The following is a 14,744-nucleotide window of genomic DNA, read 5'->3' on the forward strand; positions in this document are numbered from 1 at the left end:
GCAGAACTAGTCGCGTATCAGCCCAGCGCGGCCGCTCCGCTGTGGAGCGTGTTGCTGCGAAACGCGACGGTGCATGAACACCGCCGCGCTGGGTTGCAGAAGCCCGATGAGAACAAACGCGAATCCGGAACAAAACCGTTCCGCACGACCGACGCACTGTCCTTCAGAACCGACTGTCCAGCGGCTCTTCCTCGCCGACCGTCACGAGACGATCGGGAAGCTGTTCGTCCTCACGCTCCTGGCACTCGCCGCACTCACCAGCGCGCTCACCACCGGGGTGATGCTCTGATGCGTCACTGTCCCAGCTGCCGCGAGCCGATGCTCGCCATCGCCTCGCGCGGCCCCGGCGACCACCGCGCCTCGCCGTGTGGCTGTCGCGTCTCGGGGATTCAGACCCGCGGCGTCGTCGGCCACCAGAGCCTGCCCCAGACCGAGACCGACCAAGGGCGCGTCGCCACCGACGGCGGTCTCCTCGAGGACGGCCAGACAGACGACCCGCAGGCGCTGGCGGCGTGCCGAGAGTGTGAAGCGCGCTGGAGCGCCCACGCGTTCGCACCCGGTGACGACGCCGGCCGCGAGTTCGTCACGAAGAGCGCTGAGAACCACGCCCGACGAACGAGCCACTCCGTCGACCTCGCAATCGACGATGAACGCGACCAGGAGGTGACACGGTAGATGGCCGTCGACGGACCGGTCCCAATCGTGACCGCCGGCGACTGCGCCTGTGGTGGCGCCTTCCTCGTCACCGCCGATAACGACCGCTCGCCACTGGTCGACACGGTCGAAGTGCCGTGCTCAAACCCGGCGTGCGACTGGACGAAGACGGTCTCCCAGAGAGGCGTCGACAGCGCTCGTGAGCGCGCCCTTGCCGAACGAACTGACCGGCCCGATGACGGTGGCCGAACTGACGACCGGACCCATGACGGGTCCGACGCGACCGACGCAACCCAGAACATGAACCCGAGAACCCAGCCCCAGAGTACCGACCACGACCAGCCCGCAGAGACGGAGGCTCAGCGATGAAGCGGACCTCCTCTACGAAGGTCACCATCACGCTCCGGGCCTACCGCGCAGCCGCGTTGTGCCTGCCAGAGCCCGATGCCGACCCGTGGTTGCTTCGAGACATCGACGGCCTGAACCTCACGGCGCTCCGGGAGTTCCACCAGATCGGGGCGGTCGAGCAAGTCGACCGCGTCTATCCCGACAACCGAAAGACCCAGGGGCTGGTCTACCGCTGGAGTACCGACCGCGAGGCCTACAAGTACATCTCGGAGCACTTCTCCGAAGAGCAGATGATGCCGTGTGGCCACGAGCCGCTGCGCAACCTCCGTGACGGTGGCTTCTCCTGTCGGAACGACGACTGCGATGCCGAGTTCTCGCGCGCGGTCGCCGAGGCCGTTACCGGCTGGAAATCGACCGATAGAGCCAACATGTCAGAAAAATCACTCAGAGAGTGTTTTTATTCACCGCCTCACTCTGTCGAGTCAGTGCAACCCGGTGACAGTCCCGAGATTCGGACCGACGGCGGGGAAGCCGTCGACACCGAGAGCGACGAGCCCGACCCACCGAGCTGGCAGTGGGAAGGGGCGTCGGCTCCCGACGGGTCACACATCCTCACCGGGTACAGCAACGAGGGTCGCTTCTCGCTGCGACTCCGCGACGAGGACCTCATGTTCCTCCGGGACTGGGCGAATCGCTCACTCGACGAGGATGGAGGTGAACAGGCGTGAGCGACGCCAAACCGTCGCAGGAAGTTCAGCAGGACGGCGACGGCCAGAACGTTTGGATAATCACTGTTCGAGACTCCGACTCGGGGAAGTGGACGCGAGACGTGTTCATGGCGTACACACTCAATAACGCCAAGCATCAGGCGAAGTACGCCGTGCGAGACACCTACGGCGAACCGCAGGTAATCTACACTGAGGAGGTGGCTACCGATGTCTCGGCCTGATAAGCTCTCCACCAGCACTCCTCACGAACTTCCCGAAGACCTCCCCGAGTCGATCACCGTCGACGTCTCCATGGACGAGGCGCTCTGCGGTGACGACCCCGAGGACCACGACGACGAGTTCGTCGAGAAGTTCGTCAACTGGGAGGCAGAGATTCAGACCTCCAGCGCACTGAACGACCTCGCCAGTTCCTACGTTGACGAGGACGACGTCGGCCAGGCGACGTGCCTCCTGTGGGTCGACCAGGCGGAGGTCTATCCGGTCTGTGACGGCCACTACCTTGCGAAGAAGGACGGACAGTGGTCCGGATTCACCACGCACCCGAACTACCACCAGCTCCGTGAGCGGATGGAGCGCTCCGTCGAGGAGGGCCGCCACTGCTCGTTTTGCTATCGCGAGCGCGTGAAGGCACTTCGAGAGCGCATCGAAGACGTCGTCGACGTGGAGGTGGACGTCCAGCGATGACCGACTCTGCTAGCCAGGTCGTCCTCGGCGAACATACGTTCGACCCACTCGCCACCACCGATTTCAGACTCGCGGTCGAGGGAGCGTCGAAGACGGGCAAGAGCAACACGCTCGCAGTCATCCTCGAAGACCTCGCCGACGTCACCATTCCGACGATCGTCTTCGAGCGCCTCGGCATTCTTACGCCTGTCCGCCAGGTCGACGACGACATCGTGGTCGTCGGCGCTCGCGACGAACCCGGTATCGACCTCGCACTTCCGCTCGAACAAATCGACCTCGTCGCCGACCTCGTTCTCGAACGTGGATGGAAGGTCCTCGTCGACGTCTCCACCTACTCGGACCTCGACGATGACCCGGACCGTCACACCGAGCACGCGGCGGTCGCAACGGCGATGAAGGCGCTGAACGACCAGGCCCAGGCGCGACTTCGCGCCGGCAATCGACGGAAGGCCCTCGTCATCATCGACGAGGCCCACGTCTTGGCTCCCGAGAACAATGCGCCACACATCGATTTAGATGACGACGTCCGCCGAGCCCGCGCCCAGATCGTGAAGCTCGCCACCGAAGGCGGGAACAAGGGTCTCACGCTCATCAGCGCGTACCAGCGCCGAGCGTACGTCTCGAAGGCCGTCGTCAGCCAGACGGACAACTTCGTCGTTCACCGACTCCACGCGACCGACCGGAAGGACGTCGCTCGCGAAATCGGCGTCGACGCCGAGGAGATCGAGGCGCTCGACATCGGCGAGGTGCTGGTCTACGGTGACTTCACGCGCCAGCGTGTCGTCGGTCCGACGACGGTTCGTCGACGAGCCTCACCGGACCCGCGCGAGGAGTCGTTCGAAGTTCCCGACCCACCGGCGGAACTCACCGCTGCGCTCGCTGACCTCCGCGATGAAATCGATGCTCGTGAAGAGCAACAGGAGCAGCGGCGTGACCGCATCGAAGAACTCGAACAGCAGGTCGAACGACTGGAAGAGGAACGGGAGGACCTCCGCGAACAGGCCGACGTCAACGAGCGCATCGCCCGCGCGTTCGAGACCATCCAGGAGGGCGGCGTCGCAACCGACGCTGCCGAGGTCGAACTCGTCGGCGAGGTCGAGGAGCTCCGAGACCGGAACGACCGTCTCGAAACAGAACTCGCCAGCGTGCGCGGTGACCTCGAAGACGCCGAGGTCGAGATCCGTGAGCGCGACGAGCGCATCGAGGAGCTCGAAACCGAACTCGCGGAGTACCGCGAACTCGATGTCGTACGCGAGGAGGTGACAAGCGCTGCGCGGACCATCCTCCGCCAGATGGGAGAGGCCGACCCCGAGGTCGAGGACATCCAGGAGGAGCTCAGCGAGGCTCGCGAACGAAACCGCGAACTCGAAGCGACCGTCGAGGACCTTCGTGCGGACGTCCAGCAGGCGCGAGCGGAGGGCGTCACGCCTTCCGAGGAGTTCGAGTCACGACTTGATTTCCTCCGGCACGACGCCGTTCAGGAGGCCGTCCAGCGGGCGAACGCACAGACCAGCACCGACATCGACCACGCCTGGGACGTGCTGTTCTACCTCGCTGACGACGACGTCGACTCAGCGAGTCGTGACGACCTCACGAGCATTGTCGACATCCATCGCGACAACATCGGGAAGGTGCTGAACAAACTCGCGGAGAAGGACGTGGTCACGACGGGTCGCGACGGTCGGAAGAAGACCTACCAGCTCAACGTCGACGGCCTGGAGCGAATCGTCGAGAACCACCAGAAGAAAGCCGAGATGGCACAGTTCAGAGAAGAACTGACGAACGGAGGGACGACATGATGAGCGACCCCGAGAAAGCCAGCATCGAGAACTCGACGCTCATCACCGACCCCGAGAGCTCAAACCTCCCACTGGTCGCACGCCTCGTCGAGCCCGACACCCTCCCCGAAGACCTGGCCTGGGTCTGGGTCCTTGCTGCTGACGCCGTCATGCTCGGCGCGGTTGTCTGGCTGACGAATCCCATCCCGGAGTTTCGGGTGATGAGCACGCTGCTCGCTGGCGTGGCTGGGTTCGCCCTCTCCGCGCTCGCGGCGCTCGTCGCAGTCAACTGCCTCTACTGGCGCTGGACGGCTGCGCTCGAACGACACGGCCTCGTCTTGGAGGGTGAAGATGGCGAGTGAGCAGCTAGCGTCTCTCGCGCCACGTGAGGCGATGGAGATGTGGCTCGACCGCCAGCGCTCCGAACGCGCCGAGGCCACCGTCCAGAGCTACTACTACCGCGTGAAGCAGTTCGTCGAGTGGTGTGAAGCGGAAGGCGTCGGCGACCTCAACGACCTCGACGGTCGCGACCTCTATCGCTACGACGCACACCTGCGGTCGGGCGACCGGAGCGTCTCGGCGCTGAACAACATGCTCGGGACCCTCCGGCGGTTCCTCGCGTTCTGTGCGGATGTCGAGGCGGTCGCGGAGACGCTGCCCCCGAAACTCGACGTCCCGCAGCTGACGAAGACCGACCGGACCAGCGACACCAAGCTCACCAGCGAACGAGCGGAAGTCATCGGCGAGGCGCTCGACCGCTTCGATTACGCCTCCCGTGACCACGTCCTGTTTGGGCTCGCCTGGCACACCTGTGCCCGAGTCGGTGGCCTCCACTCGCTGGACGTCCAGGACTGCTTCCTCGACGAGAGTGACATCGTTCGGTTGCGCCATCTGGATGACATCGACGAAGCCGTTCTCGACGAGGTCGACCTCCCGTTCATCTACTTCCGGCACCGCGAGACGACGCCGCTGAAGAATGGCCTCGAGGGCGAGCGGCCGGTCGCACTCTCCGAGGAGATGGGTGACCTCATCGCAACGTACCAGCGCGTGAAGCGCGCCCGCGTTCAGGACGAACAGGGCCGTGAAGCCCTGTTCTCGACGGAGAAGGGCCGGGGACGGATGTCGAAAGGAGCCATGCGTGCGCGCCTGAACATCGTCACCCAGCCCTGCCGGTTCGGCCTCGACTGCCCACACGGGCGCGATCTCGACACCTGCGAGGCACGTGAACACGGCTACGAATCGCGCTGTCCCTCCTCGCGAAGTCCACACCCCATCCGCACGGGCGGGATCACCCATCACCTCGACGTCGGCTGGCCCATTGAGGACCTCTCCGAGCGGGTCAACGCAACGCCGCAGGTCATCCGCGACCATTACGACAAGCCCGACCTCCTGCGCCGGATGCAGAAGCGTCGCGACCACGTCTCGCGGCTCTCGGGTGATGTCGCATGACCGAGCGACGGCGTCGAACGGCTTGCGCCAGAGGGGTTTCGCTTACCTCAGCGGTCCCATACTTCTGTCGCGAGCGAGTCCGCGAGCGACGGGGCTCGACGGAACAGGGATTGGGGCAGCGAGCGCCGCGAATCGTCCACCCCGTTCGACGGTCGACTCGCGGCTCGGTTTGTACGTTGTGATTGGGGCAGCACTGTACTGATTCCACCACAGGTTGCTGATACCAAAAGCCGCTAACCGCTGGCACGGGTTGTGGCTGACACTCAATGTCACATCGAGACTCGAGTAAGAACCGGTGGCTCATCGCACTGGGTGCCGTCGCGATCCACCTCTCCATCGGGAGTATCTACGCGTACAGCATCTACCAGAACCCGCTGAACGAGAGCGTCGGCTGGAGCACCTCGACGGTGACGCTCGGGTTCTCCATCGCGGTGTTCGTCCTCGGCATCACCGCCGCGTTCCTCGGGAAGTACGTCGAGGAGTACGGCCCCCGGAAGGCGGGGCTCGCCGCCGCCGTACTGTACGGCCTCGGGATGGTCGGCTCCGGTCTGAGCGTCCAACTCGGCAGTCTCCCGATGTTCCTCGCCACGTTCGGCGTCGTCGGCGGGATGGGCATCGGCCTGGGCTACATCTCGCCCATCGGGACGCTCGTCGAGTGGTTCCCCGACCGTCGGGGGATGGCGACGGGACTGGCGGTGATGGGCTTCGGTGCGGGAGCGCTCCTCACCGGGCCGCTCGGGAACTATCTCATCCAGGGGTACGGCGTCGCGACGACGTTCTACGCGCTCGGGGCGCTCTACTTCGTCCTGATGACGCTCGGTGCCAGCTACCTCCAGAAGCCGGGGAAAGACTGGCTCCCCGAGGGGATGCAGGACGAGGAGAACGCCCAGGAGAAGGCCAGCGGTGCGCTGTCGGGACTCGACGTCATGACCGCGGCACAGGCACGGACCTCGCCGCGGTTCTACCTCGTCTGGCTCATCATCTTCATCAACGTCTCGGCGGGCATCATGCTGCTCGCGTTCGCCTCGCCGATGCTCCAGCGAATCGCCGGTGCCGACGCGACGACGGCCGCGTTCATCGTCGGCTACATCGGCATCTTCAACGGCGGCGGGCGTATCTTCTGGTCGACCGTCTCCGACTACATCGGCCGGACGACGACCTACGGCGCGTTCATGGTCATCCAGATACTGGCGTTCGCCGTGATGCCGGAAGTCGCGGGCGTCTGGATGCTCGCCGGTCTGCTCTTCCTCGTCATCACCTGTTACGGGGGCGGGTTCGCCTGCCTGCCGGCGTACCTCAGTGACCTCTTCGGGACGAAGGAGGTCAGCGCCATCCACGGCTACGCGCTGACCGCGTGGAGTGCCGCCGGTATCGCCGGTCCGCAACTCGCGTCGTTCGTCCTCGATACGACCGGCAACTACACGAGTGCGCTGTACGTCATCAACGCCGCTCTCGTCGTCGGCCTCGTCGTCGTGGCCGTCCTGCGCTGGCGCATCGGGAAGCTCAAAGAGTCGAATCGTTCGTCGGGGCACACCGGCGCGACCACCGACTGAGACCGGCCGACCGGACCGCCGGTCCCTTCTTCTCACTCGCCCGCCGGCAGCGCTCCCTACTGGCCCCCCAGACCCAGAACCGTCCGGGCGGTGGCCGACGTGAGCCGACTCTCCGGAGTCGCTTCGACGAACACGTGCAGTCCGACCGTCGCTGGCTGCTCGCCGTCGTCGTGTTCTCGCTCTCTGTCGACCACCCAGCCGAAGTCCTCCGCCCGTCGCAGGAGGCGAGTCGCCCGCGTCGTCGAGACGACGAGCGTGTTCGTCGTCGTCGCCGCCTCTTCGGACGCGGTCACGTCGGCCGGCCGCGTCGCTCCGACCGCACCGACGAACGCACACGAGCGGTCGAGTCGCTCGACGTCCTCGGGGGCGAACGGTCGGTTCGGCATCGATTCGAGGACGCGGTGGCGCGTCCCACAGCGCTCGCACGTCGTCTCCAACTGGTGGTCCATCATCGCGTCTGGTCGTACCGCGTCGTGGAGGCACGTCAATGGACTGGTCGGGCCCTCGGGCTGGGTGGCCGTTTAAGTCCGGGGACGGCGAACGAGGGGTATGCCAATCACTGGCGAGGAGTTCGAGTCCGGCCAGGTGGAGACGACGGTCGACGTGCCGGACACGACGCCCGTCGGCGAGTACGACTCGGAGCGCAACCTCGTCCTCGCGTTCCTGGACGAGAACCCGGAGGCGGCGTTCACCGAACGGGAGGTGCTGCTCGGCGTCGACTTCGACGAGTCCGACGACCCCTCGACCGTCCGCGAGTCGTACGAGACGGGCTACGGGGAGGCGCTGGGCGACGCCGCCAACGAGGTGGTGGACCTCGCGGGCGACCTGACCGCGACGACGCTGGTCCTCGGTGACGTCGACGACGCGCTCACCTCGCTGGTCGCGGAGGGAACCGTCGAACGAGCCGACGTGGTCGTCGGTGGGGACGCGCGGACGTACTACCGGGTCGCACGCTCGTGACGCCGTCGACGGAGTCCCGTGACCGAACGCCGGGGGGCACACGAGGGCACGATGGCGTCGACTAGCTCGCTGCTCCCACAGAGCAAGGCACGGCTCGGCTACTGGCTACTGGCACTGGTCGCGCTCGCCGTCCTCGCCGGTGCGGTCTACCTGTTCGTCGGCACGCTCGTCACGGGACTGTTCCTCTACTACGCGGTTCGCCCCGCCAATCGCCGGATTCGGTCGGTCATCGGGAGCGACGGCTGGGCGGCCATCGTCACCCTGGTTCTCGTCGTCCTGCCGTTGCTCGCGCTCGTCGGCTACGTCGCGTTTCTCGGCGTCCAGAGTCTCGACGCACTGCTCAACCAGAGCGTCCGCAACCTCGTCGCGCCCTACGTCGACGTCGGCGAGATTCGGAGCCTCTCGGACATCGCCAGCGACCCGGAGGAACTGCTCGACAGGCTCCGGCAGTCGGGGTTACAGGGCGTCATCGACTGGATATTCGGCGCGGTCGGCCTGCTGGCCAACGCCGTCGTCCACGTCTTCCTGATGACCGCGGTGGTGTTCTACCTCCTGCGCGACGACAGGCGACTCGCGGCCTGGTACCGGGACGCGGTCGGAGATGGCTCCCCGGCCCACGTCCTCGGTCAGCACGTCGACCGGGACATCTCCAGCGTCTACTTCTCGAACATCCTCTTCATGAGTTCCATCGCCGTCCTCTCGGCGCTCGGCTACTCGGTGTTCAACCTCGTCGCTCCCGCGTCGATGCGGATTCCGCTCCCCATCGTCCTCGGGGTGCTGACCGGCGTCGCCAGCATCGTCCCGCTGGTCGTCGGGAAACTCGTCTACGTCCCCATCGCGGTCTACCTGTTCGGGGCAGCGCTCCAGAACCCCAACGACCTGCTGGTCTACCCCATCGCGTTCACCGTCTGTGCGTTCCTGTTCCTCGATTTCATCCCGCTGACGTTCCTCCTGCCGGTGATGGCGGGTCGGACGCTCCACAGCGGGCTGATGATATTCGCCTACGTCGGCGGGACGCTCGTCTTCGGGTGGTACGGCCTGTTCCTCGGTCCGCTCGTCCTCGTCGTCACCCTGCGCGTGTCCCAGGACCTGGTCCCGGACCTGATCCGTGGCTCGCCGGTCGCTCTCGGGAGCGACGCCCCCTCGCCGTCGCCGGGCGAGAGAGGGGGGGCCGCTGCCGACTCGTCGGACGATGTCCCCTCCGCGGTGTCCCGGAGCGACGACACGTCGGACGCCGACTGAGCCACCACACCGCCGGGACGTCGCCTCACTCACCGTCGTTCCGGTTCGACTGACTTACCGCGAACGCGACTATCGGGCGAATTTATTACCCCTGACAGATATGTGGTAGCAGATACCATGCAGGTGAGCACGCAACTCGTCTCCGCGGGGCTGATGGGTGTGTTACTGGTCGGCGTCGTCGCCGCGGTGCTCGTGTTCCGTGACTGGCGACACGACGAGGTCCTCACCGACGACCGACCGGGGTCGCTGGGGTCGAGCCTCTACCGCTCGGTCGGTCGCGGGATGCGCAGTCAGGTCGTCTGGGTCCTCGGGTTTCTGGGACTGACGTTCGTCGTCGGTGGTGCCATCGTCCTGTTCCTGGAGGGTGGGCCGATGAGCGCGACGGCGGGGATGACCGTCGTCGGCGTCGCCGCCGTCGTGCTCGTCGCCTTCGTAGGTCTCGGGACGTACCGGACGGTGCGGTTCCGGGGCCGGACCAGCGCGGGCGCGGCCGCCGTCGCCGCGTGGACCCTCGGGTCGCTCCTGCTGGTGGCCATCACCCTGAACCTCCTGCTCGCGTGACCGGATGAGTCGACACCGTCGGAGGACCGACCGATGGGAGTAGAACACGTCGAGCGACGACTCACGCTCCCGACCGAACTCTGGTGGCTCGTCCCCGTCGTCTTCGCCGAGACGCTGCTCGTCGTCGGCTACTTCGGTATCACCGGCGCGCGACCGACCGCGCTCCGATACGTCGTCTACCCGTTCGTCTGGATCAACCTCGGCCTCGTCGCCGTCGTCGGGACGCGGCCACGCCCCGCTTCGCGGCGACTCCGACTGCTCGCGGGGGCCGTCGCCGTCGGCTACTTCGTCGTCCTCGCGTGGCTCTCCGGCCTCCTCTACGTCGAGACGGCCGCCGTGACCCACACGCACGCTACCCTCGGCGGCTGGCAGGTCACGCTCTCGGCTCCGGGGTGGGGGCCACGAATCGGGTACGTCACGGGGGCCGGCCACGTCTACTTCGTCCCGTACCGGGTCGTCGGCTACGTCGCCCTCGCGTACCTCGTGTTCGCGCGGACGCTCGACGCCAGCGCCAGCGTGCTCTCGGGTGTCGTCGGTCTCGGGGCGTGTCTCTCGTGTGCGTTCCCGGTCGTCGCCTCGTTCGCCGCGGGGGCGCTCGGCCCCTCCTCGGCCGCCCTCGCCGCCTCCTCGTTCGCGTTCGACCTCTCGACGGCCGCGTTCGTCCTCGCGCTGGCGGTCCTCTACTGGTCGCCCGGTCTCCCCCGGCGACCGGGTGGTCGAGGATGACCGCCCCCGACCGGTCGCTCCTCCCGGCGTTGACGCGACGCGGACTCGTCGCCGCCCTCGGGACGACGCTGCTCGTCGGCGTCGCCTCGGCCCACGCCGGGTCGCTCGGGAGCGTCACGCCGGTGTCCGTCCCGTCGTGGCTGTTCGCGCTGACCGGCGGCGCGGTGGTCGTCGCCTCGTTCCTGTTCACCAGCCTCCTCACCGACCGCGACCTCATTCGGGCGGTCAACGAGCGTGGCCCGACGGTTCAGGCACCGCGGGCGCTCGCTCTCGGGCGACGACTCCTCGCCGCCGTCGGCGTGGTCGGGTTGCTCGCCGTCGTCGTCGTTGGCCTGTTCGTCCCCGCACCCCCCGTCGCCAACCTCGCCGTGTTGCTCGTCTGGGTCGCGTGGTGGGCGGGCTACACCACCACGGTCTACCTCGTCGGTAACACCTGGCCGGCGCTGAACCCGTTCCGGACGCTCGCCGGGAGCCTCCCCACGCTCGACCGACCGCTCCCGGCCCGCCTCGCCACGTGGCCGAGCGTCGTCGGCCTGCTCGCACTCGTCTGGCTGGAGGTCGTCAGCCCGCTGGCCGACGCGCCACGCCTGCTCGCCGGCGTGGCGGTGGGGTACACCCTGCTGACGCTGGCGGGTGCGGTCGTGTTCGGCTCGCGGACGTGGTTCGAGCGGGTCGACCCCGTCTCACGGGTGTTCAGGTTCTACGGCGCACTCGCCCCCGTCCAGCGGGTTCGAGAGGGGTTCGTCGTCGGTCTCCCCGGTGCGGGCCTCCTCACCCACGGGGGTACGGAGGGTGTCGTCGGCCGTCGACGTTCCCCGGACGGGCCGGTCCGGGCCGACGGCGGCGTGGCGAGCACCGCCGCACACCGTGGCCGCTCGCTGGTGAGCGGTGGCGACGACGTGGCGTTCGTCGTCGCCCTGCTCTGGACCACGACGTTCGACGGCTTCGTCTCGACGCAGGTGTGGGCCGACCTCGCCGGTCCCGCCGTCGAGTGGGGGGCTCCGCCGCTGGCGGTGTATCTCGCGGCGCTCGTCGGTGGTTTCGGGCTGTTCTTCGGTGGCTACCGACTGGCGTCCGCTCTCGCCCGGCGGTCGGCGGGGAGCTACGTCACGAGCGTCGAACTGGAACGGCGGTTCGCCGTCGCCCTGCTCCCTATCGCCGCCGGCTACCACCTCGCGCACTTCGCCGGCTACTTCCTCACGTTCTCGCCCGCGCTGGCGGCCGTCCTCGCCGCGCCGCTCTCGCCGCCTGCGAACCCGCTGCTCGTCGTCCTCCCGGACTGGTTCGGGGCGATTCAGCTCTCGTTCGTCGTCCTCGGCCACCTGCTCGGGGTGTGGGTCGCCCACTCCGTCGCGTTCGAGACGTTCACCGGCCGCCTCCAGCCGCTCCGGAGTCAGTACCCCTACGTCGTCGTGATGGCGGCGTACACGATGACCAGCATGTGGCTGTTGATGCAGCCCTACACCGCACCGCCGTTCCTCTGACCATGACCACCGAACCGACACCTACCGTCGAACCGACGCCGACCGTCTCCGACGACACCGCCTCCGACCGGCCGCCGACCAGCGTCCCCGACGGGGCGACGGTGGAGGCGTGTCCGTACTGCGAGCGGCCGTTCCCGACCGACCGACTCCGGGCGCTCCACCTCGGAGAACGCCACGCCGACCGTCTGACGCCCGAGGAGCGGGCGACGTTCGAGGAGACCGAAGACGAGGAGATCGACGACCTGTTCGTCTACCACCTGAAGGTGGTGGCGCTCATCGTCCTCGTCGTGATGGGACTGAGCTACGTCTACGCGTTCGCACTGGCGTAGGAGCGACGGCCACGCTCCCGTCGTCAGCCGATGAGGAAGAAGCCCATCGTGACGAACGACACGGCGAGGGCGGCGACGAACACGCCGACCGTGGCCGCCAGTGCCCGCCGTCGGTCGTACCGGCGTGCGGCCACGGCCGCCGGGAGGACGGTCATCAGGAGCGCGGGTGCCAGCGAGTAGATGACCACGCTGGGGACGTACTGGTCGAGACCGGTGGAGTCGAACACCACCAGCGAGACGAACTGTCCGAGCAGTGTCGCAGCGACCGAGACGACACACAGGAGACCGAACGCGACGTCCGGCACGCCGATGCCGGAGCGTGTGGAGGGCGTTGCCATACTTCGACCGTCGACGACCCGAATCAATAGTGTTCCGGAGGGTCCGACCGGAGTCGGCGTCTCCGGAGCGTCACCCGGTCGTCGTGTGTCCGCTCGTCCGCGTACCGTCCACGTCGCCTGAGCACCCCGTCGTCCGGACGTCGGCTCCACGTCCGCAGACGGAAGGTGGAGCAGTTTTGTGCGAGGAGCGTCAGGGACGGGTATGAACGGCAGCGGGTCCAGCGACATGACGCTAGCTTTCGAGTTGGAGGCGCTCAAGCAGTTACGACACCCGGACGTGGTGTTCGACGACGCCCGGACGTGGACGAAGTACCTCGGCGTCGTCAGCGAGAAACCCACGTACGTCGTGACGAACTTCACGCGCAAGAACCGCATCCGGCAGGACTTCTTCTCCGGGCCACGCGGGAAACGCGAGAGCCTGGAGAACGTCAAGCGGCAGTTCGAGACCGACCGACACGTCTTCGTCGGCGTCGACGAGGACGACGAGGCGCTCGCCGGTGAGGTGGAGTGGGAGTTCCTCCACGTCGAGGCCGCCGCCGAGGCCGCCGAGTGGGAACTCGGCGAGAACGACCCCGCGACGACGGCGAGCGGCGAGGAGCGCGACGACTGGCCGTAGCTCGCATCCAAACTGTTTTATCAGCTTTCTACACAGTCTGTGGTATGTCCCTGAACATCGGCTCCGCGGTGCGGTACGGGTTCGACAGGCTGTTCGAGCGAAACGGGCTCCTCCTGGTCGGCGTGTTCGTCGTCGTCGGACTGCTCGGAACGGTCGCCTCCCAGACGCTGACCGTCGGTTCGGCCGGGTTCGGTACACAACCGACCGGTGGGACTGGCGGCATGACCGGCATCCCTGGGCTGATGGGGGCCGAGGAGACGCCGCTGGCGCTGCCGCTCGACGCCGGTGCTGCGCTCGGTCTCGGGCTCGCGTTGACGCTCGTCGGGGCCGTCGCGGGCGAGGCACTCCGTATCGTCGCCGACCGAACGTTCGTCAGCGAGGCGACGGAGCAGCTGTACGAACCGTCGCGGAACATCGTCATGGCGACGCTGTTCGGCATCGTCGCGGGCATCATCGCCGCCGTCGCGGTGTTCATCGGGACGATACTGCTCGTCGTCCCCGGCATCTACATCGGTCTGGGCCTGTTCTTCTTCCGACAGGAGATCGCGGTGTTCGACAAGGGGCCGGTCGACGCCCTCGCCGACAGTTGGTCGCTCGCCAAGGGCCACCGCTGGTCGCTGTTCGGGTTCGCCGTCGTCCTCGTCGTCGTCTCGCTGCTGGTCACCGCGGCGAACTTCGTCTTCATCCTCATCGCCGGTCCCATCGCCGGGTCGGTCGTCTCCATCCTGCTGGGCGCGTTCGTCGGGATGTTCTCGAGTGCGGCGACGGCGGGGGCGTACCGTCAGCTCCTCGGGATGAAGCGTCCGGACGCGCAGTTCGCTCTCGATTCGGTGAACGCCGACCGCTACGGCGACATCGACGAGGAGTGGCGGTAAGGGCGACTTCCTCAGCAACCGTTTTTCCGTCCTCGCGTGTACTGACGAGTGATGCCAGAGACCAACGTCGAGGTGGAAGTCGAGGTAGCGGTCGACAGCAACGAACTCGAAATCGAGGTCGGTGAGACCCGCGAGGCCGAGGCCGAACTGGAGATGGACGGGTTGGAGATAGCGGTCGACGTCGAAATCGAAGTGGAGGGCGACGCGGCCGACGGTGGGGACGACGCGGCCGAGGAGTCGGCGGCCGCGGCGACCGACGCCGCCGCCTCGACCGGGTCGATGACCGATGAACCGCCCGAAGACGACGCGGAGGCGGCCGCCGAACCCGCCGAGGCCGCCGGACCGGGGGCACAGAGCGAGCACCCCGAGGACGTCGACGCCGACGAGGAAGAATAGCGCCGTTCTTAACCGCTCGACGT

Annotated in this window: 21 protein-coding genes; 19 read left to right on the plus strand and 2 right to left on the minus strand. The window is 67.2% G+C overall.

All coding sequences use genetic code 11. The features are described from left to right. Positions 1 to 73 precede the first annotated feature (73 nt). From GQS65_RS15700 to GQS65_RS15745, 10 genes are all read left to right on the plus strand, one after another. Entirely contained in the window at positions 74 to 289 is a 216-nt protein-coding gene (locus tag GQS65_RS15700) for a hypothetical protein (RefSeq protein WP_158205579.1), read from the plus strand. Next, entirely contained in the window at positions 289 to 675 is a 387-nt protein-coding gene (locus GQS65_RS15705) for a hypothetical protein (RefSeq protein ID WP_158205580.1), read from the plus strand. The genes GQS65_RS15700 and GQS65_RS15705 overlap by 1 nt, the downstream gene beginning before the upstream one ends. Next, entirely contained in the window at positions 676 to 1,023 is a 348-nt protein-coding gene (locus GQS65_RS15710; protein ID WP_158205581.1) for a hypothetical protein, read from the plus strand. Next, complete coding sequence (locus tag GQS65_RS15715; protein WP_158205582.1) at positions 1,020 to 1,730, plus strand: hypothetical protein; 711 nt, start codon at positions 1,020 to 1,022, stop codon at positions 1,728 to 1,730. The genes GQS65_RS15710 and GQS65_RS15715 overlap by 4 nt, the downstream gene beginning before the upstream one ends. Continuing rightward, entirely contained in the window at positions 1,727 to 1,951 is a 225-nt protein-coding gene (locus GQS65_RS15720) for a hypothetical protein (RefSeq protein ID WP_158205583.1), read from the plus strand. The genes GQS65_RS15715 and GQS65_RS15720 overlap by 4 nt, the downstream gene beginning before the upstream one ends. After that, entirely contained in the window at positions 1,938 to 2,414 is a 477-nt protein-coding gene (locus GQS65_RS15725) for a hypothetical protein (protein ID WP_158205584.1), read from the plus strand. The genes GQS65_RS15720 and GQS65_RS15725 overlap by 14 nt, the downstream gene beginning before the upstream one ends. Further along, complete coding sequence (locus GQS65_RS15730) at positions 2,411 to 4,213, plus strand: hypothetical protein (RefSeq protein WP_158205585.1); 1,803 nt, start codon at positions 2,411 to 2,413, stop codon at positions 4,211 to 4,213. The genes GQS65_RS15725 and GQS65_RS15730 overlap by 4 nt, the downstream gene beginning before the upstream one ends. Next, complete coding sequence (locus GQS65_RS15735) at positions 4,210 to 4,554, plus strand: hypothetical protein (RefSeq protein WP_158205586.1); 345 nt, start codon at positions 4,210 to 4,212, stop codon at positions 4,552 to 4,554. The genes GQS65_RS15730 and GQS65_RS15735 overlap by 4 nt, the downstream gene beginning before the upstream one ends. Next, the gene (locus GQS65_RS15740) at positions 4,544 to 5,641 is read left to right on the plus strand and encodes a tyrosine-type recombinase/integrase (RefSeq protein ID WP_199268486.1); all 1,098 of its coding nucleotides are present in this window, start codon (positions 4,544 to 4,546) and stop codon (positions 5,639 to 5,641) included. The genes GQS65_RS15735 and GQS65_RS15740 overlap by 11 nt, the downstream gene beginning before the upstream one ends. Before the next feature lie 266 nt (positions 5,642 to 5,907). Then, positions 5,908 to 7,194 (plus strand): L-lactate MFS transporter, encoded by a 1,287-nt coding sequence (locus GQS65_RS15745; RefSeq protein ID WP_158205587.1) that lies wholly within the window; start codon positions 5,908 to 5,910, stop codon positions 7,192 to 7,194. 56 nt (positions 7,195 to 7,250) lie between these two features. Here the strand turns inward: GQS65_RS15745 and GQS65_RS15750 are convergent, their stop codons facing one another. Continuing rightward, positions 7,251 to 7,646: a hypothetical protein gene (locus GQS65_RS15750; RefSeq protein ID WP_158205588.1), complete on the minus strand. Its 396-nt coding sequence runs from the start codon at positions 7,644 to 7,646 to the stop codon at positions 7,251 to 7,253. Positions 7,647 to 7,743: 97 nt separating this feature from the next. Here GQS65_RS15750 and GQS65_RS15755 point away from each other — a divergent pair, with 97 nt between their 5' ends. The 6 genes from GQS65_RS15755 (at position 7,744) to GQS65_RS15780 (ending at position 12,496) form a co-directional block, all read left to right on the plus strand. Next, entirely contained in the window at positions 7,744 to 8,154 is a 411-nt protein-coding gene (locus GQS65_RS15755) for a hypothetical protein (protein ID WP_158205589.1), read from the plus strand. Positions 8,155 to 8,205: 51 nt separating this feature from the next. Next, the gene (locus tag GQS65_RS15760; RefSeq protein WP_158205590.1) at positions 8,206 to 9,396 is read left to right on the plus strand and encodes an AI-2E family transporter; all 1,191 of its coding nucleotides are present in this window, start codon (positions 8,206 to 8,208) and stop codon (positions 9,394 to 9,396) included. A 117-nt stretch (positions 9,397 to 9,513) separates the two neighbouring features. Then, the gene (locus tag GQS65_RS15765) at positions 9,514 to 9,957 is read left to right on the plus strand and encodes a hypothetical protein (protein ID WP_158205591.1); all 444 of its coding nucleotides are present in this window, start codon (positions 9,514 to 9,516) and stop codon (positions 9,955 to 9,957) included. Positions 9,958 to 9,990: 33 nt separating this feature from the next. Then, on the plus strand, positions 9,991 to 10,683 hold the full coding sequence (locus tag GQS65_RS15770) for a DUF7546 family protein (protein WP_158205592.1): 693 nt from the start codon (positions 9,991 to 9,993) through the stop codon (positions 10,681 to 10,683). Continuing rightward, positions 10,680 to 12,167 (plus strand): hypothetical protein, encoded by a 1,488-nt coding sequence (locus GQS65_RS15775; RefSeq protein WP_233265156.1) that lies wholly within the window; start codon positions 10,680 to 10,682, stop codon positions 12,165 to 12,167. Before GQS65_RS15770 ends, GQS65_RS15775 begins: the two co-directional genes overlap by 4 nt. Positions 12,168 to 12,169: 2 nt before the next feature. Further along, entirely contained in the window at positions 12,170 to 12,496 is a 327-nt protein-coding gene (locus tag GQS65_RS15780; protein WP_158205593.1) for a DUF7410 domain-containing protein, read from the plus strand. Positions 12,497 to 12,519: 23 nt separating this feature from the next. On the opposite strand, the gene GQS65_RS15785 is transcribed toward GQS65_RS15780, so the two are convergent. Continuing rightward, the gene (locus GQS65_RS15785; RefSeq protein ID WP_158205594.1) at positions 12,520 to 12,834 is read right to left on the minus strand and encodes a hypothetical protein; all 315 of its coding nucleotides are present in this window, start codon (positions 12,832 to 12,834) and stop codon (positions 12,520 to 12,522) included. A gap of 202 nt (positions 12,835 to 13,036) precedes the next feature. Here GQS65_RS15785 and GQS65_RS15790 point away from each other — a divergent pair, with 202 nt between their 5' ends. The 3 genes from GQS65_RS15790 to GQS65_RS15800 are packed head-to-tail and all read left to right on the plus strand — an operon-like array spanning position 13,037 to position 14,721. Further along, positions 13,037 to 13,450, plus strand: coding sequence for a DUF7124 domain-containing protein (locus GQS65_RS15790; RefSeq protein WP_158205595.1), 414 nt, complete (start codon positions 13,037 to 13,039; stop codon positions 13,448 to 13,450). A gap of 44 nt (positions 13,451 to 13,494) precedes the next feature. Then, positions 13,495 to 14,325 (plus strand): hypothetical protein, encoded by an 831-nt coding sequence (locus GQS65_RS15795; protein WP_158205596.1) that lies wholly within the window; start codon positions 13,495 to 13,497, stop codon positions 14,323 to 14,325. A gap of 51 nt (positions 14,326 to 14,376) precedes the next feature. Next, complete coding sequence (locus tag GQS65_RS15800) at positions 14,377 to 14,721, plus strand: hypothetical protein (RefSeq protein WP_158205597.1); 345 nt, start codon at positions 14,377 to 14,379, stop codon at positions 14,719 to 14,721. Positions 14,722 to 14,744 lie beyond the last annotated feature (23 nt).

Origin of the sequence: Halomarina oriensis (genome assembly GCF_009791395.1) — an archaeon.
Classification (GTDB): Archaea; Halobacteriota; Halobacteria; order Halobacteriales; family Haloarculaceae; genus Halomarina; species Halomarina oriensis.

What these genes read in the sequence shown, in the direction of transcription:
- GQS65_RS15700 (WP_158205579.1), top strand. Translation starts at nt 74, where the DNA reads ATGAACACCGCCGCGCTGGGTTGCAGAAGCCCGATGAGAACAAACGCG.
- GQS65_RS15705 (WP_158205580.1), top strand. Translation starts at nt 289, where the DNA reads ATGCGTCACTGTCCCAGCTGCCGCGAGCCGATGCTCGCCATCGCCTCG.
- GQS65_RS15710 (WP_158205581.1), top strand. Translation starts at nt 676, where the DNA reads ATGGCCGTCGACGGACCGGTCCCAATCGTGACCGCCGGCGACTGCGCC.
- GQS65_RS15715 (WP_158205582.1), top strand. Translation starts at nt 1,020, where the DNA reads ATGAAGCGGACCTCCTCTACGAAGGTCACCATCACGCTCCGGGCCTAC.
- GQS65_RS15725 (WP_158205584.1), top strand. Translation starts at nt 1,938, where the DNA reads ATGTCTCGGCCTGATAAGCTCTCCACCAGCACTCCTCACGAACTTCCC.
- GQS65_RS15730 (WP_158205585.1), top strand. Translation starts at nt 2,411, where the DNA reads ATGACCGACTCTGCTAGCCAGGTCGTCCTCGGCGAACATACGTTCGAC.
- GQS65_RS15735 (WP_158205586.1), top strand. Translation starts at nt 4,210, where the DNA reads ATGATGAGCGACCCCGAGAAAGCCAGCATCGAGAACTCGACGCTCATC.
- GQS65_RS15740 (WP_199268486.1), top strand. Translation starts at nt 4,544, where the DNA reads ATGGCGAGTGAGCAGCTAGCGTCTCTCGCGCCACGTGAGGCGATGGAG.
- GQS65_RS15745 (WP_158205587.1), top strand. Translation starts at nt 5,908, where the DNA reads ATGTCACATCGAGACTCGAGTAAGAACCGGTGGCTCATCGCACTGGGT.
- GQS65_RS15750 (WP_158205588.1), bottom strand. Translation starts at nt 7,646, where the DNA reads ATGATGGACCACCAGTTGGAGACGACGTGCGAGCGCTGTGGGACGCGC.
- GQS65_RS15755 (WP_158205589.1), top strand. Translation starts at nt 7,744, where the DNA reads ATGCCAATCACTGGCGAGGAGTTCGAGTCCGGCCAGGTGGAGACGACG.
- GQS65_RS15760 (WP_158205590.1), top strand. Translation starts at nt 8,206, where the DNA reads ATGGCGTCGACTAGCTCGCTGCTCCCACAGAGCAAGGCACGGCTCGGC.
- GQS65_RS15765 (WP_158205591.1), top strand. Translation starts at nt 9,514, where the DNA reads ATGCAGGTGAGCACGCAACTCGTCTCCGCGGGGCTGATGGGTGTGTTA.
- GQS65_RS15770 (WP_158205592.1), top strand. Translation starts at nt 9,991, where the DNA reads ATGGGAGTAGAACACGTCGAGCGACGACTCACGCTCCCGACCGAACTC.
- GQS65_RS15775 (WP_233265156.1), top strand. Translation starts at nt 10,680, where the DNA reads ATGACCGCCCCCGACCGGTCGCTCCTCCCGGCGTTGACGCGACGCGGA.
- GQS65_RS15780 (WP_158205593.1), top strand. Translation starts at nt 12,170, where the DNA reads ATGACCACCGAACCGACACCTACCGTCGAACCGACGCCGACCGTCTCC.
- GQS65_RS15785 (WP_158205594.1), bottom strand. Translation starts at nt 12,834, where the DNA reads ATGGCAACGCCCTCCACACGCTCCGGCATCGGCGTGCCGGACGTCGCG.
- GQS65_RS15790 (WP_158205595.1), top strand. Translation starts at nt 13,037, where the DNA reads ATGAACGGCAGCGGGTCCAGCGACATGACGCTAGCTTTCGAGTTGGAG.
- GQS65_RS15795 (WP_158205596.1), top strand. Translation starts at nt 13,495, where the DNA reads ATGTCCCTGAACATCGGCTCCGCGGTGCGGTACGGGTTCGACAGGCTG.
- GQS65_RS15800 (WP_158205597.1), top strand. Translation starts at nt 14,377, where the DNA reads ATGCCAGAGACCAACGTCGAGGTGGAAGTCGAGGTAGCGGTCGACAGC.